The following is a 22,874-nucleotide window of genomic DNA, read 5'->3' as shown; positions in this document are numbered from 1 at the left end:
GTGCTGCTACTCGCCTGAGGCTTCGGCGGTGCCTTCAGCGGCACCGGTCAGCACGACCTCGGGCTTTTCCTCGTCCTTGTCCGCCTTGGTCAGCTTCGTCTTGCCGACGAAGGTGAACTTGGCGTCCTCGCCGGAGCCTTCGCCGTCCCAGCCTTCGACATCGACGAAGACGGTCTGGCCGGGGCCGATCTCGCCGAAGAGGATCTTCTCCGACAGCTGATCCTCGATCTCGCGCTGGATGGTCCGGCGCAGCGGCCGGGCACCGAGCACGGGATCGAAGCCACGCTTGGCCAGCAGCGCCTTGCCCTGCTCGGACAGCTCCATCGACATGTCCTTGTTCTTCAACTGGACGCCGACGCGGCCGATCATCAGGTCCACCATCTGCACGATCTGATCGGTCGTGAGCTGGTGGAAGACGATGACATCGTCGATGCGGTTGAGGAACTCGGGCCGGAAGTGCTTCTTCAGCTCGTCGTTGACCTTGAGCTTCATCCGCTCGTAGTTCGAGCCCTGGATGTTGGACTGGGTGAAGCCCAGGCCAACCGCCTTGGAGATGTCCGAGGTACCCAGATTGGAGGTGAAGATCAGCACGGTGTTCTTGAAGTCGACCGTGCGTCCCTGGCCGTCGGTGAGACGACCGTCCTCCAGGACCTGCAACAGGGTGTTGTAGATCTCCTGGTGTGCCTTTTCGATCTCGTCGAACAAAACCACGGAGAACGGCTTGCGGCGCACCTTCTCGGTGAGCTGGCCGCCCTCTTCGTAGCCGACGTACCCGGGAGGGGCACCGAACAGCCGCGATGCGGTGAAGCGGTCGTGGAACTCGCCCATGTCGATCTGGATGAGCGCGTCGTCGTCGCCGAACAGGAAGTTCGCCAGCGACTTGGCCAGCTCGGTCTTACCGACACCGGACGGACCGGCGAAGATGAACGAGCCGGACGGACGCTTCGGATCCTTCAGGCCGGCCCGAGTGCGGCGGATCGCCTTGGAGACGGCCTTGACGGCATCCTCCTGGCCGATGATCCGCTTGTGCAGCTCGTCCTCCATGCGGAGCAGCCGGGTGGTCTCCTCCTCGGTGAGCTTGAAGACGGGGATACCGGTCCAGTTGGCCAGCACCTCCGCGATCTGCTCGTCGTCGACCTCGGCAACCACGTCGAGATCACCGGAGCGCCACTGCTTTTCCCGCTCGGCGCGCTTGGCGACCAGCTGCTTTTCCTTGTCGCGCAGTCGCGCCGCCTTCTCGAAGTCCTGCGCGTCGATCGCGCTTTCCTTCTCCCGGCGCGCATCGGCGATCTTGTCGTCGAATTCGCGCAGGTCCGGCGGGGCGGTCATGCGACGGATGCGCATCCGCGCACCGGCCTCGTCGATCAGGTCGATCGCCTTGTCCGGCAGGAACCGGTCGTTGATGTAGCGGTCGGCCAGGGTCGCCGCGGCCACCAGCGCGCCATCGGTGATGGAAACCCGGTGGTGTGCCTCGTAGCGGTCGCGCAGACCCTTCAGGATGTTGATGGTGTGCTCGACCGTCGGCTCGCCGACCTGGACCGGCTGGAACCGGCGCTCCAGCGCGGCATCCTTCTCGATGTACTTGCGGTACTCGTCGAGGGTGGTCGCACCGATGGTCTGCAGCTCGCCACGGGCCAGCTTCGGCTTCAGGATGGACGCGGCGTCGATCGCGCCCTCGGCGGCACCCGCGCCGACGAGCGTGTGCAGCTCGTCGATGAACAGGATGATGTCGCCGCGGGTGTTGATCTCCTTGAGCACCTTCTTGAGGCGCTCTTCGAAGTCACCGCGGTAGCGGCTGCCCGCGACCAGGGAACCCAGGTCGAGGGTGTACAGCTGCTTGTCCTTCAGCGTCTCGGGAACCTCGCCGTTGACGATGGCCTGCGCGAGGCCCTCCACGACGGCGGTCTTACCGACACCTGGCTCGCCGATGAGCACCGGGTTGTTCTTGGTGCGGCGGCTCAGCACCTGCATGACGCGCTCGATTTCCTTCGAGCGGCCGATGACGGGATCGAGCTTGCCCTCGAGTGCGGCCTGGGTCAGGTTCCGGCCGAACTGGTCGAGCACCAGCGAGGTGGACGGCGTGCCCGCCTCACCGCGGGAGCCGGATTCGACCGGCTCCTTGCCCTGGTACCCGGACAGCAGCTGGATGACCTGCTGACGCACCCGGTTGAGATCGGCGCCCAGTTTGACGAGCACCTGCGCGGCGACGCCCTCACCCTCGCGGATGAGACCGAGCAGGATGTGCTCGGTGCCGATGTAGTTGTGGCCGAGCTGCAGCGCCTCGCGCAGACTCAGCTCCAAGACTTTTTTGGCCCTCGGGGTGAACGGGATGTGACCGGATGGAGCCTGCTGGCCCTGTCCGATGATCTCCTCCACCTGGCTGCGCACGCCCTCCAGCGAAATGCCGAGCGATTCCAGCGACTTGGCCGCGACACCCTCACCCTCATGGATCAGCCCCAGCAGGATGTGCTCGGTGCCGATGTAGTTGTGGTTGAGCATCCGGGCCTCTTCCTGGGCCAGGACAACGACACGCCTCGCGCGGTCGGTGAACCTCTCGAACATCGCTCCCTCACTCTCCTGCTCCGACATTCTGGCAACAGACGCCGCAGTGTGCTGTGTAACAACCGTGGGCGTCAGCCTGCCATGAAGCCCGGGGGTCGTGGCCCCCGCCTCCACTCTAGTTGGCGGGGGATGCTGCCGCCGCCAGTCCACCCTATTGGCGACCAGCGTCAGCACGGTCATTCACTCATAACGTGAGGGTTGCAGGATTCGTTTCCGATCCAGTTTTGCCCTCAGCGAACAGGGATATCTCGCCGCCGCCGCTTTCGCGGGTGCTACCCCGTGAACGGCGGGATGAAACCGCACGGCACTTCGTGCGGGTGTGCCGGGTCGAGCGCGTTGAGCACATATGCCGCGGCGCGTGGACTGCCCGCGATGCCCGCGTGCTCGGAAAAGTCCTGGGCACAACCATCCTGGACCACGATGTTCGTCACGTTCGGGCCGGGTACCTGGCCCGAGGTGTAGGGGACGACGAGCTCATCGAGCCGGGTCGAGATATTGGTGTAGCTGACGGCAGGGTCATAGACGCCGTCCGAGTTCAGTGCCCGCACGAAATCCGAGCCGGCCAGGACCTGACGGCAGGCCTGGCACAGCGATCCGGTGATGGCATCGAAGGCCGGGCCCGCGCCGAGACGCGCACTGAACGCGGCGATTTCGCCCGCGCCCGCGACGTCTGAGCCGAGCCACGGCGGGGCGAGTGCGACCAGTTTGTCCACTTTCGCCGAGCCGCCGAGCCGCTTGATGAAGTAATTGCCGATGAAATTGCCCTGCGAGTGGCCGACGATGTCGACGCGCTGGGCACCGGTCGCGGCGAGCACCCGGTCGACGAACGCGGCGAACTGCGGGGCGCTCTGCTCCATCGGGAGCATGCCGCCGATGGCCGAGATCGGCCACGGCAGGTCGTAGGCGCCGTAGGTCATCGAGTACACGCAGTAGCCCTCATTGGCCAGCAGCGGCGCGTATACCCCCCAATTCGTCTGTGCCCCACCGCCGGTGCCGTGCGCCAGGACCACCGGATTCGGATGCGCGGCGCTCGGACGGCAAGTCCAGTCGTTGGTGCCGGGCAGCGAGCCGCCGGGATGCAGCAGTTCGTTGGGGATGCCTGCGAAGAAGTTGTAGTCGACCGGATACTGCTCGGCCTGCGCGGGACTCGCGGTGACGGTGCACAGCGCGGCGAAAAGGACGAGGAGAAGCGAAAAGCCTGGAACACGCGGCACGGTAGCCTCCAAATCTGGAACGTGTTCCAGAAAGCTACCGTGCGGCGTGTCCCAGGCGCGGTCGAGTCGCGAAACTGGTTGTGGCCGTTGATGTCCAGCCCTACCGGTAGGTCGGGGCGCCCGGGTGACCGGGGAACTGACCTTGCTGGCCGGGGAACTGCCCCTGCGCCACCTGCGGTCCGGGCGCCGCGGCGCTCGCCCTGCCCTGCTGGACGCCCGAGACGAACAGCGCGCCGGTCAGCACCAGAAAGGCCAGGGTGTGCAGCACCGCGCGGACGATATTCCAACGCACCCAAGTGGATTCGAAGTCCGCCCGGACCTTGGCCAGATCGGCGATCTGCGACGGATCGCCCGCGGCCATCAGCTGATTGTTGAGCGGCACGTTCAGGCCGGAGGTGACGGCGAAGGCGATGATGTTGATGGCCAGGCCGACGCCGATCCAGATCAGCGTGGTGCGCTGGTCCTTACCGAGATGCAGCGCCGCCGCGAGAATCGAGAAGCCGACGGTGCCGATGAACCCGATCATGAACACCGGGTTGATGATGACCACGTTGATCTTCTGCATCACGTCGATCATGGTGCGATCGTCGGTCTGATTCAGCGCGGGCATCACCGAGTTCGCGTAGCCGTAGAAAAGGCCTGCGATCAGTCCGGTGGCCAAGATGGCTGCGACCAGGGCGGCCAGGCGTGCGGCGGTCATAATTCCTCCTGAAGGGAAACCCGTCCGGAGCCCTCATCGCTCCGGTTCGATGAGTCTTAGTCAAGCCGGTTTCGACACGGCTCTCCATGGCCGAGACACTCGGCCGACTAAGCGATCGTCTACGGGCGGGTCACAGATCCCGGTCGGAGATCAGGCCACTTTGAATCGCCAGGAAGGCCAGGCGCACGCGCTTGGCGTTCTGCGGCAGGTCCTCGACGCCGAACTTGGCGAACAGCGCGCGCAGATGTGTCTTGATCGCGTCGACGCTGAGGAACAATTCCTCGGCGATCTGCTGATTGGACGCGGGCGTGGCGAAGGCCGCCCCGTTCTTGTACGGGCGGCACAGCGCGATCAGCACCGCGCGCTGAGTTTCGGTGAGCTGCCGGAAGCTCGGCGGCACCGTGCCGCTGGAGACGCGGGTGATGTCGTCGGCGACGCCGCCGAAATCGTGGAAGGACACCCGCGAGGTGCCGACCCGGATCACGTCGCCCGCCATCAGCCTGCGCCGGCCGACCAGCCGGTCGCCGTTGACGAAAGTGCCGTTGCGGGAAAGGCCGTCGTCCACGATGGTCCACTGCGCGCCGAGATACTCGATCGCGGCGTGCAGCCTGGACACCTCGGCGTCCCACGGCAGGGCGAGGTCGGCCTGCGGCGAGCGACCGATCGTCACGCGTTCCTGGTCGGCGCTGAGCATGAGTTCCTGCTGGCGACCCGCGTCATCTTGGAATCGCAAAAATGATCCGACGAATCCAGTCACTGCGCCGATACCTCGCCTCTCCATACCGCCAGTGACCGTCGCACGTTTCCATGGTGCCGCGTCCTGGAACCACGAGCAAGATCGATCCGCGCGCCACTTCCAGCAGCGTGTCACCGCGCCGCGCGGTTATATCAGCAGCCTATGAGCCGCCGGCGAAAGAGAAAACCGCCGCCCCGGCGTCGCACGATTCGCTGGGACGGCGGCTGAAAAATATGAAACTAACCCTTCGCGGCCTTGTTGTACGCATCGGTGATGTCGGCGGAGATACGCCCCCGCGCGGACACCTTGTGTCCATTCCGACGAGCCCACTCGCGAATTGCTGCACTTTGTTCCCGGTCGATCGAGACCCGGCTCTTCGGGGCGCCCGTCGCGGTCGCGGCGGCCTTGACGCGGCGACGGCCACTCACTCGACGCGCGCTCGAAACCCACTCTTCCAGCCCGTCGCGCAGCTTCGCGGCATTTGCCGACGACAGGTCGATCTCGTACGAAACACCGTCGATCGCAAACTCGATGGTCTCGTCCGCGATGGACTCCCCATCGACATCGTCGATCAGGCTAACGGTGACCTTCTTTGCCATGAGATGAACGTCCTCTCGAAATCGTGCGACCCGCATACTAGGCCGATTACCCGAGGCAAGAATACCTCGAATTCCAAATTTTCCAAGACGAGGCCGAGATTTTGCAATCAGCCGGTCACCGAGTGACCGGTCGCACAATTGGGAACAGTATTGTTTCCCGGATTCCGAGACCCGTCAACGCCATCAACAGACGATCGATTCCCATACCTGTACCGGTGGTCGGCGGCATGCCGTGCTCCATCGCGGCAAGGAAGTCCTCGTCCAGCGCCATCGCTTCGTCGTCGCCTTGCGCGGCCAGTCGCGCCTGATCCACGAAGCGCTCACGCTGGATCACCGGATCGACCAACTCCGAATAGCCAGTAGCCAACTCGAAGCCACGGACATAGAGGTCCCACTTCTCGGTGACCCCGGCCTCGGTCCGATGTTGCCTGGTGAGCGGTGAGGTCTCCACCGGGAAGTCGCGCACAAAAGTCGGCGCGTACAGCTTGTCGCCGTACTGGTGTTCCCAGAGTTCCTCGACGAGTTTGCCGTGCCCGTAGCCCTTGCCGTCCGGAATTTCCAGGCCGACCCGATCGGCCAGCGCGCGCAATTCGGCGATCGACGTTTCCGGTGTCACGGAGACGCCGAGGGCGTCGGAGAGCGACGGGTACATCTCCACCGTCGTCCACTCGCCGCGCAGGTCGTATTCGGTGCCGTCGGCAAGTGTCACCACCTGGGTGCCGAACACCTCCTGGGCGACTTCCTGGATCAATTCCCGGGTCATCCGCGCCGAGTCGTCGTAGGTGCCGTACGCCTCGTACGTTTCCAGCATCGCGAACTCGGGGGAATGCGTGGAGTCCGAGCCCTCGTTGCGGAAGTTCCGGTTGATCTCGAAGACCTGCTCGAGCCCGCCGACCACGCAGCGCTTCAGGAACAGCTCCGGCGCGATACGCAGGTAGAGATCAATATCGAGGGCATTGGAATGGGTGACGAACGGCCGGGCCGCCGCACCGCCGTGCAGCGTCTGCAGCATCGGCGTCTCCACCTCGAGGAAGCCGCGCCGTTCCAGCGCATTGCGCAGCGCGCGCACCACCGCGATCCGCGTCCGGGCCATTTCCCTGGCCTCGGGACGCACGATCAGATCGACATAGCGCTGCCGGACCCGCGACTCCTCGTTCATCTCCTTGTGCGCCACCGGCAACGGGCGCAGCGACTTGGCCGCCATGAACCAGGAATCGGCCAGCACGCTCAATTCGCCGGTCCGCGACGAGATCACCTCGCCGTGCACGAAAACGAAGTCGCCGAGGTCGACATCGGACTTCCAGGCCGCGAGCGCGTCGGCGCCGACGCCGTTGAGGCTGATCATCGCCTGCAGCTTGGTGCCATCACCCTCCTGCAGCGTCGCGAAACACAGCTTGCCGGTATTACGCATGAATATGACGCGACCGGCGACACCCGCCTGCAGCCCGGTCTGGGTGTCTTTGTCCAGATCCGGATATGCGGCGCGAATTTCAGCGAGGGTATGCGTGCGCGGCACGACGACGGGATAGGCGTCACCGCCGTCCGCGAGCAACCGCTCCCGCTTCTCCTTGCGAATCCGTATCTGCTCCGGGGTGTCGTCGGCGTCGGGCGCCACGGCAGGCCGCGAATCCGATGCGGGATCGCTGGACGAGGAAGTGTCGCTGGTGCTCACATCCAACAACCCTAGCGTGCACCGGAAATCGTTTTGCGGGCCGCCCGGCCTAGTTCACCGAGTAACGGATCGGTCTCGCCGCAGGCCGGCGCCCGCCGCCGGATTTGTGCGGTCCGGTATCACCGGAAATAGCGGGCATGCATCGATGGACGCACGAAACCGCTTGTGCGCCCTGATGTTTCGAGATGGAAGCGATGCGCGAGTAATTACAGCGAGGCGAGCGAGTCCACCTCGCGAGCGAAGTGCGGCGCCCGGATTCCGATGTGCAGAAGGCCTGCCGCCTTCAATGCGTGGAAGCCGCCGACCAGATCGGTCGCCCGATGCAGTCCGAGTTGTTGCAGCGCGTACGCAGCGAGGCTGGAGGTATAGCCCTCGGAGCAGGCGACGATCCATTCCACATCGTGATCGGTGGCCAGTGCCAAGCGGGCCGAACTGGTCGGATCGAGCCGCCATTCCAGCACATTCCGCTCGATCACCAGGGCACCGGGCAACGCGCCCTCACGCACGCGCTGCGCCTGCGGCCTGATGTCCACCAGAATCGCGCCCCTGGCGAGCGCCTGCGGCAATTCGAAGGCGTAGATCCGATTGAGCTGGGCCCGCGCGTTGTCGAGCATCTGATCGATGGTCAGACGATTCATTACATGTCACCTTCGGGCTGGTCGGTGAGAACGGTTCGGGTGCGCCGCAGGGTGCCGTGGCCGGTGACCTCGTAATAGGACATGGCGGTGAGCGGCGGAGAATAGGCGTGCACGCTGAGCGTGGGTTCGAGCAGTGCCGGATCGATCGACTCGCTGGTGCCGTCTGCCACGGACTGCGCCGGGGCACGCATTACATCGTGCACCCAGCCGATCGGAAACGAGGCTTGATCGCCCGCGGCGAGTATGCGGCGTCGCAGTTCGGATCCGTTCCAGCGGAATTCCGAAAGCGCACCGCTGAGCACGGTCAAGGCACCGAGCGAGCCGGCGTGGTCGTGCAGTTCGGTGGATTTGCCCGGCGTCCAGCTGATCAGCCAGACATCGACCTCGTCATCGGTGAGCAGGCGGGCCGCCCACCGTTCGTCGGACGGCCAAATGCCATTCGCCGGTAGTAGGTGGTCGTAACGTCCGGCCAGTACGTCCTCGGCGCCCTCATCGGTCAACCGCAGCAAATCGGCGGGACGCAGACGCGTCGGCAGAGCGGAGGCCACGGCACGTTCGAGGGGCGGGGTAGCCGAATGGGCGTCCCGGGCTGAGGTAAGGGAAAGAACGGAAGAACGCATGAGCGAATCTCCAGGAGGTAGCGAACGGTCGAGGGCTAAAGGTCAGCCTCGAACGGTCGAGGCTTGGTCAGCCTCGACAACACTCCTGGGTGCGCACGCGGAAATACACGTCGGTGAGTGTATCAGCATCGGGCGTGGTGCCGGCAAGCATCGCCAGGTGCGACGAATCCGACACCGCGAGAATCAGACAGTGCCCTTGCGGCGCTGGTTTCGCTCGTATACAAGGCGCAGGCCGGTCAGGGTGAGGTACGGGTCGTGGTCGTCGATGGTCTCCGATTCCGGGACGATCAGCGCAGCGGTCGGGCCGGTCGCGACCACCGCGACATCATTGCCGCCGAAAGCCTCGAACTCGTCGCGAATCCGGTCGATCAGCCCGTCCACCATCCCGGCGAAACCGAAAACCGCGCCGGACTGCATGCATTCCATGCTGTTCTTCCCGAGCACCGAACGCGGCCTTGCCAGCTCGACCCGGCGCAGCGCGCTGCGCTCGACCAGGGCCTCCATCGAAATCTCCACGCCGGGCGCGATGATTCCGCCGAGGAACTCACCTTTCGCCGAGACCATGTCGACACAGATCGCGGTGCCGAAATCGATAACGATGGCCGGCGACGAATAGTGCTGATAGGCCGCGAGGCAGTTCACGATCCGGTCCGCGCCGACCTCTTTCGGGTTATCCACCAGCAGCGGAATACCGGTCCGGACGCCGGGCTCGACCAGTACGTGCGGCACGTGACCCCAATACTGGCTCAGCATGGTGCGCAATTCCCGCAGCACCGGCGGCACCGTCGCCAGCGCGGAAACTCCGATCACCTGGTCGAGCTGCGGGCCGACCAGGCCGCGCACCTGCATGGCGAATTCGTCGGCGGTGAGCAGTGGATTGGTGTGGATCCGCCAGTGCCGCACCAGTTTCGAATGCGCGCCGCTGCCCGAGAACAGTCCGAGCACGATACTGGTATTGCGGACGTCGATTGTCAGCAGCATGTCAGGCGAGCGACAGCGAGCGCGGCGAGGTGAGTCCGGAGCCCGCCGGCGCGTGCGCCGGATCCGAGCCGAGTTCCACCGGACGATTGCGCTCGTCCACGAAAACGACCTTCGGGTCGTATTCCGCGATTTCCTGCTCGTTCAGCTGGGCATAGGCAATAAGAATGACCAAATCGCCGGGGTGCACCAGATGCGCGGCGGCGCCGTTGATGCCGATCACACCGGATCCGCGTTCGCCCGCGATGACATAGGTCTCCAGCCGGGCGCCGTTGTCGATGTCGACGATGCAGACCTGCTCGCCCTCCAGCAGATCGGCGGCGTCGAGCAGGTCCTGGTCCACCGTCACCGAGCCGACGTAGTGCAGGTCGGCATGAGTGACCGTGGCGCGGTGGATCTTCGACTTCATCATGGTGCGCAGCATTGCGTCGCCCTTTCGATTTGTTCGTGGCCTAGACAGGCTGGGAGGTCCGCTGGGCGGAGGCGTCGGGGTGGCCGTCGATGGGCGCGCCGAGGGTGACGGGGGCATTGTCGATCAGCCGGGTCGGACCGACCCTGGCCGCCACCAGCAGCCGGGCATTGCCGGTCGACGGGGCGGGGCCGAGGGCGGTGGAGCGCAGTTCGAGGTAGTCGATATCGACGCCGGGCACCGCGGCGAGCACCTGTCGGGCCGCGGTGACCACCGCCTCCGGGCCGAGCCCGCCCGCGTGCCGCCCCGCGGCCAGCGCCGCCGACAGGCCGAGCGCCGATTCGCGCTGTGCCGCATCGAGAAAGCGGTTGCGCGACGACATGGCCAGGCCGTCGTGCTCGCGCACGGTGGCGATCGGCTTGATCCGCACATCGAAATTCAGGTCGCGGACCAGCTGCCGGATCAGCGTGAGCTGCTGATAGTCCTTCTCCCCGAAATACACCTCGGTCGGCCGCGCGATCTGCAGCAGTTTGGCGACCACGGTCAGCATGCCCGCGAAATGCGTTGGCCTGCTTGCCCCTTCGAGCTCGGCGCCGAGCGGGCCCGGTTGCACGGTGGTGCGCGGGCCGTCCGGGTACATATCGGCGACGCTCGGCGCGAACACCAGCCCGACGCCTTCTTCGCGCAGCAGAGCCACGTCGGAATCCAGGGTGCGCGGATATTTGTCGAGGTCCTCGTTCGCGCCGAATTGCAACGGATTCACGAAGATCGAGACGATGACGACCTGATTGTTCCGCTTGGCCGCGCGCACGATTTCCAGGTGACCCTCGTGCAGCGCGCCCATGGTCGGCACCAGCGCGACGGTGCGGCCGACGCTGCGCAGCGCGTTGGACACCTGGGTGAGCACGGCGGGATCGTGGTGCACGGTCAATTCACCGGGCTTATAAGCGCCACGCAATTTCGTATCGAACATCAGCGCCCTTTCAGCAGCTCGATGACGGCGGGATTGGTGCCCGCCCGTTCGGCGGTCCGCAGCGACAGCGCGCGATAGCCCTCGGCCAGGCGCGGGTCGACGGATTCCAGTGCGGTCAGGTGCGCGGCGACCGCGTCCGCGTCGCCGCGGGCCACCGGACCGGTCAGCGCGGATTGCCCGCGCCGTAAAGCGTTGTCCAGCGCGGCGGAGGCGAGCGGCGCGAGCAGTCGCTCGGCCAGCCCGTTCGGCTGATCGTCGACGATCTGCTGGCCGAGCAAACCTGGTCCCTCCAGCGAGATACGAAGGGCGGCAAGGGCATCCACGATCAGCGTGACCAGATGATTGCTGCCGTGCGCGAGGGCCGCGTGATAGAGCGCGCGGTTGTGTTCCTGCACCCGGACCGGCTCGCCGCCCATCTCGATCACCAGCGCCTGCGCGATGGCATAGCCGATCTCGTCGGCGGCGGTGATGCCGAAACACGCGTTGCCGAGGCGCGTGATGTCCTCGTCATGGCCGGTGAAGGTCATCGCGGGATGAATGGCCAGCGGCATGGCGCCGATGTCGGCCAGCGGGGCGAGCACGCCGACACCGTTGGCGCCGGAGGTGTGCGCCACGATCGTGCCGGGCCGGACCACCTTCGCACCGGCCAGCCCGCGCGCCAATCCGGCGAGCTCGGTATCGGGCACGGCGAGCAGCAGCAGTTCGCTGCGCGCGGCCACGTCCTCGATCGGCAGGATCTCGGAGTCGGGCAGCCGGGTTCGCGCGCGGCGCACCGAGGCGTCGGAGATGGCGGCGACGCCGAACACCACGTGTCCGGCGCGTTCCAGGGCCGCGCCGAGTGCGGAGCCGACCCGTCCCGCCGAGACGATGCCGACCGTCAGGCGTGCGGGCGCGAGGTCACCGGCCGATTGCGGGTCGCTCGAAACGGGGTAGCCCGAAGCCGCGTCATCAGAATTCACGCTTCTCGAGGTCAACAGTGTCCTCTCGATTTCGTTCCAGTCCCGCCGTGCGGGTACCAGACGTACGCCATCGAGAATATCGGCCCGATGTTTGCCAGTGCCACGGACCTGGGCAGTGATTTACAACGCAGTGCCTGATGCACCCGCTACCAGGCGCGGCAATGATCAGCGACGGTCGCGGCTCTTCTCCTCCGATTGCAAGTTGGCCATGATCTCGGCGACCGAGAGGCGGCGCTCGGGCATATCGGAATCCGCGTCGGCTTCGGCGCGACGGCGCCTGCGCGAGCTCGCGGTGCCGATCGGCGGGGCCTCGGTGGTCGGCCAGGCCGACGGGCGAGTCGACTGGTACGTGGGTTTGGGCGCGGGCCGCGGCGCGGGCGTCGGCTGGATGACCGGGCCCTCGGTGAAGGCATCGGCCCAACCGGACGCGGACTGCTCCGCATCGTCGTTGCGGTCGACATCGGTGACCTCGGCCTCGGGCACGTCGTCGTCGAGCGATACCGCGGAGGTTTCGGCGGTGACCGGATCGTCGAACGGGCTGGCGAAGAGCGGCGGCTCCGGATGGTCGGGCACGAACACCGGGGTGACACTGCTGCGCGGTTGCTGGTTCGACGGTACGGACCAGGGTCCGGCATTCGCGGAGCTATTGTTCGCCGGATCGCCGACCGCGCTGGTCAGCTCTTGAATCCGGGTCGCGTCGGCGCGCAGCGCGGGCCGATCCATCGGCAGATCGCCGTCGAAAAGCCGCTGCAGGCTGGTCCGGAGCACGGTGAGCTCGGCGCGCAGCGCGGCCAATTCGGTGGCGTCGGCGCCGACTTCCTCGCGCACCCGCGCCTCGATGCCGAGCTCGAATTCGCGCCGGGCAGTGACCTCACGCTCGAGCTGCAACTCGTAAACCGTCTGCAGATCGCGAACCTTGGCCTTATCGATCGTCGCTTCCTTGCGATACCTCGTCGCAGCTAACGCGCCGATGACCGCCGCCCACAGGGCCGCGACCAAGCCGATCCGGACGAACTGCAAGCTGTTGCTGAAGACGAGGAAAACGCTGGCAACCAGTCCGAGCAGAATCAATACGCCGATGAACAATTTTCCCGCGTCGTCCCGCCGTCGACGGGAAGTGCTGGTACGGGAGGGTGAAACCATGCAAGCCAGGGTAGCTTGATCGACTCGTCGCGCCCACAACTCCGTCCGGCAATTCCGAGCGCAATATTTGCTACGTGGTTGCCGGATCGTCCGTCGGGTCCTCGGGAGCCCGGCAGCAATACTCGAGCCACAGGGCCGCAGCAACCAAAGCCACCCCCGCCAGCATCCCGACAATGGCACCCGGGCTGTCCGCCGCGGCCGCGCCGAGGGTGCCCCGCTGCGGGAAGACCCAGCACAGGAACCCGAGCCACACACCCGCCGCGATCGAACCGACCTGCAGCGACGCCTTGGCCAGCGCGACCGCCCTGGCCGCGGTGATCGGATGCAGCTGATGCCTGCCGTCGCCGAGCTGGTTGTCGCTGACCCTGGCCCGGATCACGAACCCGAGCACCGCCTCGATCGCCGCGACCGGGTACAACGAGGCACCCGCATAGGTGGAGATCGGCGGAAAGCTGTTGTACGCCAGCCGCGTCGCGACCCACGCGAGGATCGCGGCGATCACCACGTTCGCCACCAGGTCCAGGATTCGCGTGGGTTTCAGCTGCACGACGCCGAGCCTTCGGCGGCAGGCGACAGCGACAGCTCGGTCCGCTGGACGCCGATGCGCTCGGCCGCGGGCAGTTCGTCGAGCAGGTCGGTGATCGCCTGCGCCCGGCCGTCGACCTCGAGCGTCGCGTCCGGTGCCACGTCCAGCCACGGGATCAGCACGAACGCGCGGCGATGTGCCTGCGGATGCGGCAGGGTCAGTTCCGGGTCCGCGCTGGTGACGGCCACCAGCTCGCCGTTTTCCGGCTTCCCGCACCAGACCACGTCGACGTCGAGTGTCCGTGCGCCCCAGCGCACTTCGCGAACCCGGTCGGCGGCCTGTTCGAGCCGCTGGCCGCCACGCAGCCAGTCGGTACAGTCGAACTCCGGATCATCGACCACCACAACGGCATTGAGGTAGTCGTCCTGTTCGACACCGCCCCACGGCGGGGTCGAGTACACCGGCGACACGGCGACGACCCGGTCGCCGAAGCCGTCCACCACGCTGCGCAGATGCGCGAGCCGGTCCCCCATATTGGAACCGATGGACAGGACGGCGCGGGTCATAGCGGCTCCCCGCGATGCCGCGAGGTGACCACGCGGACATCGGCGAAGGTATGCGGGATCGGCGCGGACGGCTTGTGCACGACCACCTCGACCGAGGTGATGCGCGGATCGGTCATCACGTCGTCGGCGATCTCGGAAGCCACGGTCTCGATGAGATTGCGTGGTGTGCCCTCGATGATGCGCACGGCGTTGCCGGCGAGCTCGCCGTAATGCGCGGTGGCGACCAGATCGTCGGAGGCCGCGGCGACGGAAAAGTCCAGCCACACAGTCAGATCGACGATGAACTCCTGGCCGTCCCGGCGTTCGTGATCGAACACGCCGTGATGGCCGAAGGCGCGTAGCCCGCGCAGCTCGATCCGGTCGGCGCCGCGTCGGACCACCGAATTCTCCTGCGCCGCAGCCTGATCGGCGGTGGCCGGGGTCGGGTTCATCGATGGGCTCCTTGCGACGGGCTCGACTGGGCGGTGCGGTGCCGGGCGGCGGCCTGCCAGGCGTCGGTGACGGTGATGGCGTCCAGCGAGGCGCGCACGTCGTGCACCCGCACACCCCAGGCGCCGTGCATGGCGACCAGCGCCGAGACGGTCGCGGTGGCGGTCTCGCGGCCGTCCGGCGGACGCGGGCCGGAGTCGTCGGCGAGCAGGGCGCCGAGGAAGCGTTTGCGCGAGGCGCCGATGAGGATGGGCAGTCCGTTGTCGATCAGTTCGGGCAGCGCGCCGAGCAGATCCCAGTTGTGCTCGGCGTTCTTGGCGAAGCCGAGGCCGGGATCGAGGATCAGGCAGGACGGGTCGACACCGGCGGCCACCGCCAGGTCGACCTGGGTGGTCAGCTCGGCGAGCACCTCGGCGACCACGTCGTCGTAGTGGTCGGCCGGGCCGGTGTGCCGATAGTCCGCGCCCGCTCGCCAGTGCATGAGAATCCACGGGACACCGGCGGCGGCAACGACTTTCACCATGTCTGGATCGGCACGTCCGCCGGACACGTCGTTCACCACCGAGACACCCGCCGCGAGCGCGGCCTCGGCCACGCCGGCGCGCATGGTGTCGACGCTGGTCGGCACGCCCGCCGCGACCAAGCCGCGGATCACCGGAACCACCCGTTGCGCTTCGGTTTCGGGATCGATCCGCACCGCGCCGGGCCTGGTCGACTCGCCGCCGATGTCGACGATGTCCGCACCCGCCTCGTACAACTCGATGCCGTGCGCGATGGCCAGCTCGGGATCGAGGTAGCGGCCGCCGTCGGAGAACGAATCACTGGTGACGTTGACAACGCCCATCACCACACAGGAGCGACCGGCACGCGCGAAGCTGCTCCCACCTACGGTCATGTGAACCTCGTTCACTTCCGCAGAATGAGATCGAGCGCCTCCGAGCGCGAGGACGGACTCGACTGGAGCAGGCCGCGCACCGCCGAGGTGGTGGTGCTGGCGCCCGGCTTGCGGATGCCGCGCATCGCCATGCACAGGTGCTCGGCCTCGATCACCACGATGGCGCCGCGCGGGTCCAGCTTGCGCATCACCGCGTCGGCGATCTGACTGGTCAGCCGCTCCTGCACCTGCGGGCGCTTGGCGTACAGATCGACCACGCGGGCCAGCTTGGACAGCCCGGTCACCCGGCCGTGCTTGCCGGGGATGTAGCCGACGTGCGCGACGCCGTGGAACGACACCAGGTGATGTTCACAGGTGGAGTACATGGGAATGTCGCGGACCAGCACCAGTTCCTGATGCCCCTCGTCGAACGTGGTGTTGAGCACCGCGTCCGGCTCGACATAGAGCCCGGCGAACATCTCGCGATAGGCGCGGGCGACGCGGGCGGGCGTATCGAGCAGGCCGGGCCGGTCGGGATCTTCACCGACCGCCAGCAACAGCTCGCGCACCGCGGCTTCGGCCCTGGCCTGGTCGAACGGTTGACCGGTTTCCAGAGCGATGGGCTCCGGCCTGGTCACGCCGTTGCCGGATTCGTATTCGTCAACGTCGTCCGAATCGGCGAGCGTGTGGCCGCCGACGTGATTGTTGGCCGACAATCGAGGACACCTCCAAAATCTCGGGTCCCGGCAATTACTCGGCACCCCGCTGGTCGAGCCTAATCGTCGCTGCTCACGGCGTGAGCAACAGGCCCGGCGGCGGCGACTCGCGGCGACCGGAAAGGTCGCGCGAGCGCCGCCGTACTTCAGTGCCGACCGTTGTTCGGTCCATCCCATTCGCCGTTGTCGCCCTCGCCGTTCGGGTTGGTGCGACGCGGCTCGTCGTAGCCGGGGTGCTCGCCGTAGTTACCGCGATCGTGGCCGCCGTCCTGCGGACCACCCTGCGGACCCCACGAAGGCTGGTACCCCTGGTGCGGCGGCTCGGTCCAGCCGCTGGGCTGATCGGGCTGCTGCTGCTCGTCCCGCGGCGGCCAGCCCGGGGCCGACCAGCCGGCCGGAGCGCCGTAGTCCGGCCGCGAGCCGTGCGTGCCACCGCGCTGCGGGTAGCCGCCCTGCGCGGGGCCCTGCGGCACCGGGTAACCGGTCGCGGGCGGCGCCGGGTAACCGTATTGCGGCTGGGCGTTGTAGGCGCCCTCGCCCGGGTAGCCGTTGGCGGGCTGGCCCTCGCGCGCCACCCCCGCGGGCAGCGGCGCCGGGATCTGCTCCGGCGGCGGCCACGGCTCGCCGCGCTCCAGCGCCAGCTCGCCCGGGGTCTTCACCGGCGGCTTGTTCGAGGGCACCCGATCGCCGAAGTCGTTGAACGCGGTGATCCTCGGCCGCTTCTGCACCGCGGCGAGCAGCGTCTCGAGTTCCTTGCGGTGCAACGTCTCCTTCTCGAGCAGCGCCGTCGCCAGCACGTCGAGCACGTCGCGGTACTCGTTGAGGATGGCCCACGCCTCGGTGTGCGCGGCCTCGATCAGGTTGCGCACCTCCTCGTCGATGGCGCCCGCGACCTCGTGCGAGTAATCCGAGCTCTGGCCCATCGAGCGACCGAGGAACGGGTCGCCCGCCTCCTGGCCGTAGCGCACCGCGCCGAGGCGCGAGCTCATGCCGTATTCGGTCACCATCGCGCGAGCGATCTTGGTGGCCTGGTCGATATCCGAGGACGCGCCGGTGGTCGGCTCGTGGAACACCAGTTCCTCGGCCGCGCGGCCGCCCATCGCCATCACCAGGCGGGCGATCATCTCCGAGCGGGTCATCAGGCCCTTGTCGTCCTCGGGCACCGTCATGGCGTGGCCGCCGGTGCGGCCGCGGGCCAGGATGGTCACCTTGTAGACGGGCTCGATGTCCGGCATCGCCCAGGCGGCCAGAGTGTGGCCGCCCTCGTGGTAAGCGGTGATCTTCTTCTCGTGCTCGCTGATGATCCGGCTCTTGCGGCGCGGGCCGCCGACCACACGGTCCACCGACTCCTCGAGCGAGTCGCCGGTGATGACGGCGCCGTTCTCGCGGGCGGTGAGCAGCGCGGCCTCGTTGATCACGTTGGCCAGGTCGGCGCCGGACATACCGACGGTCCGCTTGGCCAGACCGTCCAGGTCGGCGTCGGGCGAGATCGGCTTGCCCTGCGAGTGCACCCGCAGGATGGCACGCCGGCCCGCCAGGTCGGGGTTGCCGACCGGGATCTGCCGGTCGAACCGGCCGGGCCGCAGCAGCGCGGGGTCGAGGATGTCGGGGCGGTTGGTCGCCGCGATCAGGATGACGCCGGTCCGATCGCCGAAGCCGTCCATCTCGACGAGCAGCTGGTTCAGCGTCTGCTCGCGTTCGTCGTGACCGCCGCCGAGGCCCGCGCCGCGCTGGCGGCCGACCGCGTCGATCTCGTCGACGAAGATGATGCACGGGCTGTTCTGCTTGGCCTGTTCGAACAGGTCACGCACCCGGGACGCGCCGACACCGACGAACATCTCGACGAAGTCCGAGCCGGAGATGGTGAAGAACGGCACCCCCGCCTCGCCGGCCACGGCGCGCGCGAGCAGCGTCTTACCGGTTCCCGGCGGGCCGTACAGCAGCACGCCCTTCGGGATCTTGGCGCCGAGCGCCTGGTAGCGCACCGGGTTCTGCAGGAAGTCCTTGATCTCGTAGAGCTCTTCGACCGCCTCGTCGGCGCCGGCCACATCACCGAACGTGGTCTTGGGCATGTCCTTGGACAACTGTTTGGCCTTGGACTTGCCGAAGCCCATCATGCCGCCGCGACCACCGCCCTGCATGCGGGCCATCACGAAGACGAACAGCCCCAGCAGGATGATCATCGGCAGCACGAACAGCAGGATCTGGGTGAGCCAGCTGTCCTGCTTGACCACGGTGTTATAGGTCGCGCCGGAATTCTTCACGGCGTCGAAGACCTGTCCGGAGGTCGCGCTGCCACCGGGGTATTTGGCGATGATCTTGCTCTGGCCACCGGTCGCGTCGTTGCCGTTCTTCAGCTCGATGCGCAGTTGCTGTTCACGATCATCGATCTGAACATTCTTGACGTTGCTCTTGTCGTTCAGCTGGCTCAATGCGACGGACGTATCGACGCTCTTCCAGCCGCGCGTGTCGTTGCCGAAATAGCTGAACGCATAGATCACGAGCAAAATGCCCGAGACTATGGCCAGGGTGCGAAACACAGTCTTGCGGTTCATAGAGCGTCGGCCGGTCCGGCCAGTCCTTTCCGGTGTCTCCGGTTCTTGCTAGCGATGCGTCGGGCGCGTCCGGCTCCGGGAGGGTTCGGATGCGGACATGCCACGTTACCGCGTACGGTCTAGTCGATACATCGCGCAGTTCGGCTGCAGGTGCAGTTAAAGGGGTAAACGGTCAAGGGACCTCGGTGGTTCCCGAAGACCCCGGTCCGGGTTACTCCAAGTGGTCACAATCATGGCATGTTCGGCCTATCGTGAGCGACGACACAACACCGCGGTGCGAACGACGGGCACGGAAGCGGTAGCTTGCGAACCACGTTACTTAGCCCGCGAGCACCGTAAACCCAACAGAGCGCAGGGGGTATGGACATAGTTGAGCTACGGACACCCACAGCGATAGTGCGTCACGGCCGCGGGCGATTGATCGTGCTGCGCCCTGGCTCCGATGGCGAGCGGGTGCTCGACGTACCGGTCTCGGATCTGTTGAAGGTCCGCTTGAATCGCCGTGCCGACGACGCCGTTGTCATCGAGATTTATCTGAGATACCCCACTCCCGTGCTTACCGGCGTGCCCGCCGACCGAACACCGCTGCCCGTGCTCATCGCCGAGCACGACGTGCCTGCCGCAACCGAGATCGTCGACCGGATCAACAGCCAGATCCTGGCCACCCAGCGCATCGACGTGGCCGCCCCCGACCTGAACCCGCCCGCCCCCACCTGGGGCAAGTCCGGCCCGACCCGCGCCGACGTGGACCGTGCCGTGCGCCGGATGGCGCCGCACCGCGAGGCGAAGACGGCCATCGCCGCGCTGCATCGATATGTCACGCCGGACGAATACGTGCTGGAGACCGCGATCGCTGTCGCGCACGCGCCGGCCGGCAGCGGGCCGGGTCTGCTCGCCGCGACGACCGGGCGGCTGCTGTTCATCTCGATCGGCACCGGCACCCGCTACGCACACGAACTCCCCATCCCCGCGGTGCTGTGGGCTCGCAATACCGACGGCACGCCGGTGGCGGCGGGCGAGATCGGCGCGCCCCGCGGCGAGGCGGGGATGGATGTGCACGACGGCAACATCACCCTGCATTTCACCGGCAGCGATCGAGCCGACACCGAACGCGTCACGCTCGCGGTGAACTTCGCGGTGCGCCGCGATTCCGCCGACGGTGGCGCGGGCCCGGCCGATCCCGGTGTGGCCCAACTGTATTCGGAGTGGGAGCTGCTGGTCGAGCGGCACTCGCTCGGCATGGTCGACGACGCGCAGTTCCAGCGCTACGGCCGCGGCATCCTGCGCTCACTCCCCGACGGCGGCTGACCGCTAGGGCTGCACCACCGGCGGCACGGTCAGGCTGATCCGCCGCCACGGGCTGGTCGGCCGCATCCACAGCCGCAGCAGTTCCATCCGGCGATCGACGCCGCCGTTCTTCAGTTCGGCCAGGTCTTCGCACGCCTGCCAGTAGGTCCAGCCGGTCAGGTAGGCGTCGCCGAACTGGCGCCAGTTGCGGTACTTGGCCTGCGCGATCGGCAGCGCCCTGGCCAGATAGTCCCAGGCCAGATCGGCGTCGAGATATCCGGCGGTGAAGGCCATCCGCGCGACCGCGACCACGCGGGCCAGGTCCCACGCGTGGATGTCGCTGGGCAGCGGGCGGGCCAGGTGGTCGGTGAAGCCGATCTTGATGGCCTGGGACCAGATGTCGTAGTCGCGGACCAGCGCCTCCGGGTTGTCCATGCCGCGGAACGAGCCGACCTGGCGCAGGAAGGCCCGGTGCCGATCGGCGCGCTCGCCGAACCGGTCCCGTTCGCTGGCGTTGATCGAGGCCATCACCAGCGGGTGGACCAGCGCGTAGAGCGGCGCGTGCATGCCGTCCAGCAACTGCTCCATCGAGGCCTGCGCCTCGGTCGCGTCGGTGATGCCCCAGGCGCCGGTGAGCGTGTCGATGGCGAGCTCGCGGCGGTCGCCGAGCGGATGCTCGCGCTCCGGGCCGAGCAGCAGCGCGTCGTGGAAGGCGTCCCAGCGCGCGGAGTAGAAGGCGCCGAGCGCTAGCGCCCGTAATTCGTCGTCGGCCACCGCGGCGCCGGACCAGTGGTCCTCTTCGCGCTGATCCAGCTCCTCGTACGGGAAGGTTGTCAACGTGGGTACACCGCGGGCAGGCATGGTCCCGATTGTTCACTATGGATCTTGGAAGAGCCTGTGTAACGGGACGAATTCTGCGTGTCCCTGCTGGCGCGCCGGAGTTTGCTCGCCGGCCTTCGTTCGCCGGGGCCGGTCCCGCGCGGCGACGGCGCGGCGCGATTTTCGGACCGGTAGTTTTCTTGCCCTGCCGCATACCGTGCTCGAGAGCTACTGTGCTCGCATGAGTAGTAACATCACCCTCCTTCGCGGCCTGGAGCCTGCCCCTACCGAGCAGGAAATCTATGCTGCCGCACTGCAGTACGTGCGCACGGTCGGTGGTGTGTCCGGCCTTAGCTCCACGACCAAGGTCGCCGTCGACAAGGCGGTCACGGCCATCGCCGCGGCCACCACCCAGCTGCTCGCGGACCTACCCGATCGCCCGGTCGCGGCGCCGACGGAACCGCCGTCGCGTCGCGTCGCCACGGGCGAGACGACCATCGACTGATCGCGCGCCGCTTCACGGCAGCGCGGCTACCCCGTACGCGGCGACGCAGGCCAGCGCGACCTCCAGCGGCAGGCTGCGCTGTTCGATCGGATGACCGAGCAGTTCCTCGATCCGCTGGATCCGGTAGCGGACCGTGTTCTTGTGTACCCCAAGCAGTTTCGCCGTGGCCTCCGGGCTGCGATGGCTTTTCAGGTAGGCGTGCAGCGTCTCGCGCAGCCGTGCCGCGTTCGGATCCGATCCGGACAGTGTGCGCAATTCCCGGCCGATCAGGCCGCGCATCGCCGCGTCGTCGGCACCGGCCAGATAGGCGATCTCCACCTCGCGATAACCGATGACCCGTGCCGTACCGGCCGGGCCGCGCTCGGCCACCTGCCGGGCGGCCACCGCCTCGCGATGACTCTGCCGGAACCCGGCGACCTGCCCGGCGGGCACGCCGAAGGCCACTCGGACCGGCGATTCGACCAGCCCGGCGGCGACGGACTCCACCGCGCCAGGCTCCCGGGCCGCGTCGGCCAGGTCATCGAGTCCGGCCCATGCCCACATGCCGCTGGACCCGGACGCGACGGTGAGCACCCGGCCGCTGCCGATCTCGGCCGCGACGCGGGTCGCGACCCGTTCGAGCACACCGACGACTTCGCTGTCTGCACTGCCGGATTCGCGCTCGTCGGTCCACAGCACGAAGGCGAGGTGCCGCTGGCCGAGCCGGTAGCCGAGCCGGGCCGAGGCCTGCTCCAGATCGAGCTCGTCACCGGCCAGCAGCGCGCGAATGGTCTCGGTGCGTCGATTGAGCGCGGCCCGCAGGACCCGCTCGCGCTCCGCCATGTAGGTGTCGGTGAGCAATTCGACCGACAGGCTGACCCACTTCGTCGCCCGCTCGAACATCCGCAGCATCACCGCCCGCTCGATGTCCTGCGGCGCCGGGCGCTGCTCGAGGGTGTCGGTCATGTAGTCGAGCACCGCTTCCATGCCGACGTGGTAGGTCCGCAGCAGCATGCGCAGTTCGAAGCCGCGCCGCGCGATGGTGCGTGCGAAGGTGTGCGCCTCCTCGGGCAGCACGTATTCGAAAGTGTCGCTGGTGATTCCGCTCAGCATGACCCGAGCGTGCGCGCGGGTGCTGGCGGCGAGATCGCGGCGCACGTCACGATCGGCGAGTTCGGGCAGGCTCGCGATGATGGCGCTGTCGAGCCGCTGCACGATCTGTTCGATGGACTCGCTGCGCATCGTCTCGTAGACGTACTCCGCCAGCCAGTCGCGGACCACTTCGCTATTGGGCCCGATCCGCTGGGGTGACGATGCGGTCACATCTCCTCCGATTTGTTCTCAGAGCACAAATTAGCTCGCGTCCGTTGACAAACCGAGCCAAGAAACTCCCCCAACATTGTGCCACCATCATA

23 protein-coding genes are annotated in these 22,874 nt (G+C 67.1%); 2 read left to right on the top strand and 21 right to left on the bottom strand.

Going from position 1 to position 22,874, the window contains the following annotated elements:
- Positions 1-6: 6 nt before the first annotated feature.
- From ACFWF1_RS05350 to ftsH, 19 genes are all read right to left on the bottom strand, one after another.
- Positions 7-2,562, bottom strand: coding sequence for an ATP-dependent Clp protease ATP-binding subunit (locus tag ACFWF1_RS05350; protein ID WP_379281975.1), 2,556 nt, complete (start codon positions 2,560-2,562; stop codon positions 7-9).
- 272 nt (positions 2,563-2,834) lie between these two features.
- Positions 2,835-3,776, bottom strand: a complete 942-nt coding sequence (locus ACFWF1_RS05345) for an esterase/lipase family protein (protein WP_379281974.1) — start codon at positions 3,774-3,776, stop codon at positions 2,835-2,837.
- A 100-nt stretch (positions 3,777-3,876) separates the two neighbouring features.
- A complete protein-coding gene (locus tag ACFWF1_RS05340; RefSeq protein ID WP_379281973.1) occupies positions 3,877-4,476 on the bottom strand; it encodes a DUF1772 domain-containing protein in 600 nt (199 codons plus the stop codon).
- 130 nt (positions 4,477-4,606) lie between these two features.
- Entirely contained in the window at positions 4,607-5,170 is a 564-nt protein-coding gene (locus ACFWF1_RS05335; RefSeq protein ID WP_379282323.1) for an FHA domain-containing protein, read from the bottom strand.
- Between the two features lie 281 nt (positions 5,171-5,451).
- Positions 5,452-5,811 (bottom strand): Lsr2 family protein, encoded by a 360-nt coding sequence (locus ACFWF1_RS05330; RefSeq protein WP_029900677.1) that lies wholly within the window; start codon positions 5,809-5,811, stop codon positions 5,452-5,454.
- Positions 5,812-5,926: 115 nt separating this feature from the next.
- The gene (gene lysS, locus ACFWF1_RS05325; RefSeq protein ID WP_379282322.1) at positions 5,927-7,426 is read right to left on the bottom strand and encodes a lysine--tRNA ligase; all 1,500 of its coding nucleotides are present in this window, start codon (positions 7,424-7,426) and stop codon (positions 5,927-5,929) included.
- A 263-nt stretch (positions 7,427-7,689) separates the two neighbouring features.
- Positions 7,690-8,112, bottom strand: coding sequence for a rhodanese-like domain-containing protein (locus ACFWF1_RS05320; RefSeq protein ID WP_357380342.1), 423 nt, complete (start codon positions 8,110-8,112; stop codon positions 7,690-7,692).
- An 8-nt stretch (positions 8,113-8,120) separates the two neighbouring features.
- Positions 8,121-8,741 carry a cysteine dioxygenase gene (locus ACFWF1_RS05315; protein ID WP_379281972.1) on the bottom strand — a complete coding sequence of 207 codons (621 nt, stop codon included), beginning with the start codon at positions 8,739-8,741 and terminating at the stop codon, positions 8,121-8,123.
- A gap of 183 nt (positions 8,742-8,924) precedes the next feature.
- Positions 8,925-9,722, bottom strand: coding sequence for a type III pantothenate kinase (locus ACFWF1_RS05310; RefSeq protein WP_379281971.1), 798 nt, complete (start codon positions 9,720-9,722; stop codon positions 8,925-8,927).
- A gap of 1 nt (position 9,723) precedes the next feature.
- Positions 9,724-10,143 (bottom strand): aspartate 1-decarboxylase, encoded by a 420-nt coding sequence (gene panD, locus ACFWF1_RS05305; protein WP_379281970.1) that lies wholly within the window; start codon positions 10,141-10,143, stop codon positions 9,724-9,726.
- A gap of 28 nt (positions 10,144-10,171) precedes the next feature.
- Entirely contained in the window at positions 10,172-11,101 is a 930-nt protein-coding gene (gene panC, locus ACFWF1_RS05300) for a pantoate--beta-alanine ligase (RefSeq protein WP_379281969.1), read from the bottom strand.
- The gene (locus tag ACFWF1_RS05295; RefSeq protein ID WP_379281968.1) at positions 11,101-12,060 is read right to left on the bottom strand and encodes a Rossmann-like and DUF2520 domain-containing protein; all 960 of its coding nucleotides are present in this window, start codon (positions 12,058-12,060) and stop codon (positions 11,101-11,103) included. The genes panC and ACFWF1_RS05295 overlap by 1 nt, the downstream gene beginning before the upstream one ends.
- A 165-nt stretch (positions 12,061-12,225) precedes the next feature.
- Positions 12,226-13,203 carry a DUF6779 domain-containing protein gene (locus ACFWF1_RS05290; RefSeq protein WP_379281967.1) on the bottom strand — a complete coding sequence of 326 codons (978 nt, stop codon included), beginning with the start codon at positions 13,201-13,203 and terminating at the stop codon, positions 12,226-12,228.
- Between the two features lie 70 nt (positions 13,204-13,273).
- Positions 13,274-13,744: a DUF3180 domain-containing protein gene (locus tag ACFWF1_RS05285; protein WP_379282321.1), complete on the bottom strand. Its 471-nt coding sequence runs from the start codon at positions 13,742-13,744 to the stop codon at positions 13,274-13,276.
- Positions 13,741-14,295: a 2-amino-4-hydroxy-6-hydroxymethyldihydropteridine diphosphokinase gene (gene folK / locus ACFWF1_RS05280; RefSeq protein ID WP_379281966.1), complete on the bottom strand. Its 555-nt coding sequence runs from the start codon at positions 14,293-14,295 to the stop codon at positions 13,741-13,743. The genes ACFWF1_RS05285 and folK overlap by 4 nt, the downstream gene beginning before the upstream one ends.
- Positions 14,292-14,726 carry a dihydroneopterin aldolase gene (gene folB, locus ACFWF1_RS05275; protein WP_379281965.1) on the bottom strand — a complete coding sequence of 145 codons (435 nt, stop codon included), beginning with the start codon at positions 14,724-14,726 and terminating at the stop codon, positions 14,292-14,294. The genes folK and folB overlap by 4 nt, the downstream gene beginning before the upstream one ends.
- Complete coding sequence (gene folP, locus ACFWF1_RS05270; protein WP_379281964.1) at positions 14,723-15,619, bottom strand: dihydropteroate synthase; 897 nt, start codon at positions 15,617-15,619, stop codon at positions 14,723-14,725. Before folP ends, folB begins: the two co-directional genes overlap by 4 nt.
- A gap of 11 nt (positions 15,620-15,630) precedes the next feature.
- A complete protein-coding gene (gene folE, locus ACFWF1_RS05265) occupies positions 15,631-16,314 on the bottom strand; it encodes a GTP cyclohydrolase I FolE (RefSeq protein ID WP_379281963.1) in 684 nt (227 codons plus the stop codon).
- Positions 16,315-16,460: 146 nt separating this feature from the next.
- Entirely contained in the window at positions 16,461-18,869 is a 2,409-nt protein-coding gene (gene ftsH, locus ACFWF1_RS05260) for an ATP-dependent zinc metalloprotease FtsH (protein WP_379281962.1), read from the bottom strand.
- A 360-nt stretch (positions 18,870-19,229) separates the two neighbouring features.
- On the opposite strand from ftsH, the gene ACFWF1_RS05255 reads away from it, so the two are divergent.
- Positions 19,230-20,177: a hypothetical protein gene (locus ACFWF1_RS05255; RefSeq protein ID WP_379281961.1), complete on the top strand. Its 948-nt coding sequence runs from the start codon at positions 19,230-19,232 to the stop codon at positions 20,175-20,177.
- Between the two features lie 3 nt (positions 20,178-20,180).
- Here the strand turns inward: ACFWF1_RS05255 and ACFWF1_RS05250 are convergent, their stop codons facing one another.
- A complete protein-coding gene (locus ACFWF1_RS05250) occupies positions 20,181-21,017 on the bottom strand; it encodes a DUF1266 domain-containing protein (protein WP_379281960.1) in 837 nt (278 codons plus the stop codon).
- A gap of 199 nt (positions 21,018-21,216) precedes the next feature.
- On the opposite strand from ACFWF1_RS05250, the gene ACFWF1_RS05245 reads away from it, so the two are divergent.
- Positions 21,217-21,480 (top strand): DUF2277 family protein, encoded by a 264-nt coding sequence (locus tag ACFWF1_RS05245; RefSeq protein ID WP_379281959.1) that lies wholly within the window; start codon positions 21,217-21,219, stop codon positions 21,478-21,480.
- Positions 21,481-21,492: 12 nt separating this feature from the next.
- Here ACFWF1_RS05245 and ACFWF1_RS05240 read toward each other — a convergent pair whose 3' ends face one another.
- The gene (locus tag ACFWF1_RS05240) at positions 21,493-22,782 is read right to left on the bottom strand and encodes a PucR family transcriptional regulator (RefSeq protein WP_379281958.1); all 1,290 of its coding nucleotides are present in this window, start codon (positions 22,780-22,782) and stop codon (positions 21,493-21,495) included.
- Between the last annotated feature and the right edge of the window lie 92 nt (positions 22,783-22,874).

Source organism: Nocardia sp. NPDC060255 (assembly GCF_042727395.1).
Lineage (GTDB): Bacteria > Actinomycetota > Actinomycetes > Mycobacteriales > Mycobacteriaceae > Nocardia.
The sequence above is the reverse complement of the archived record's forward strand: the minus strand, read 5'-3'. Positions and strand labels throughout refer to the sequence as shown.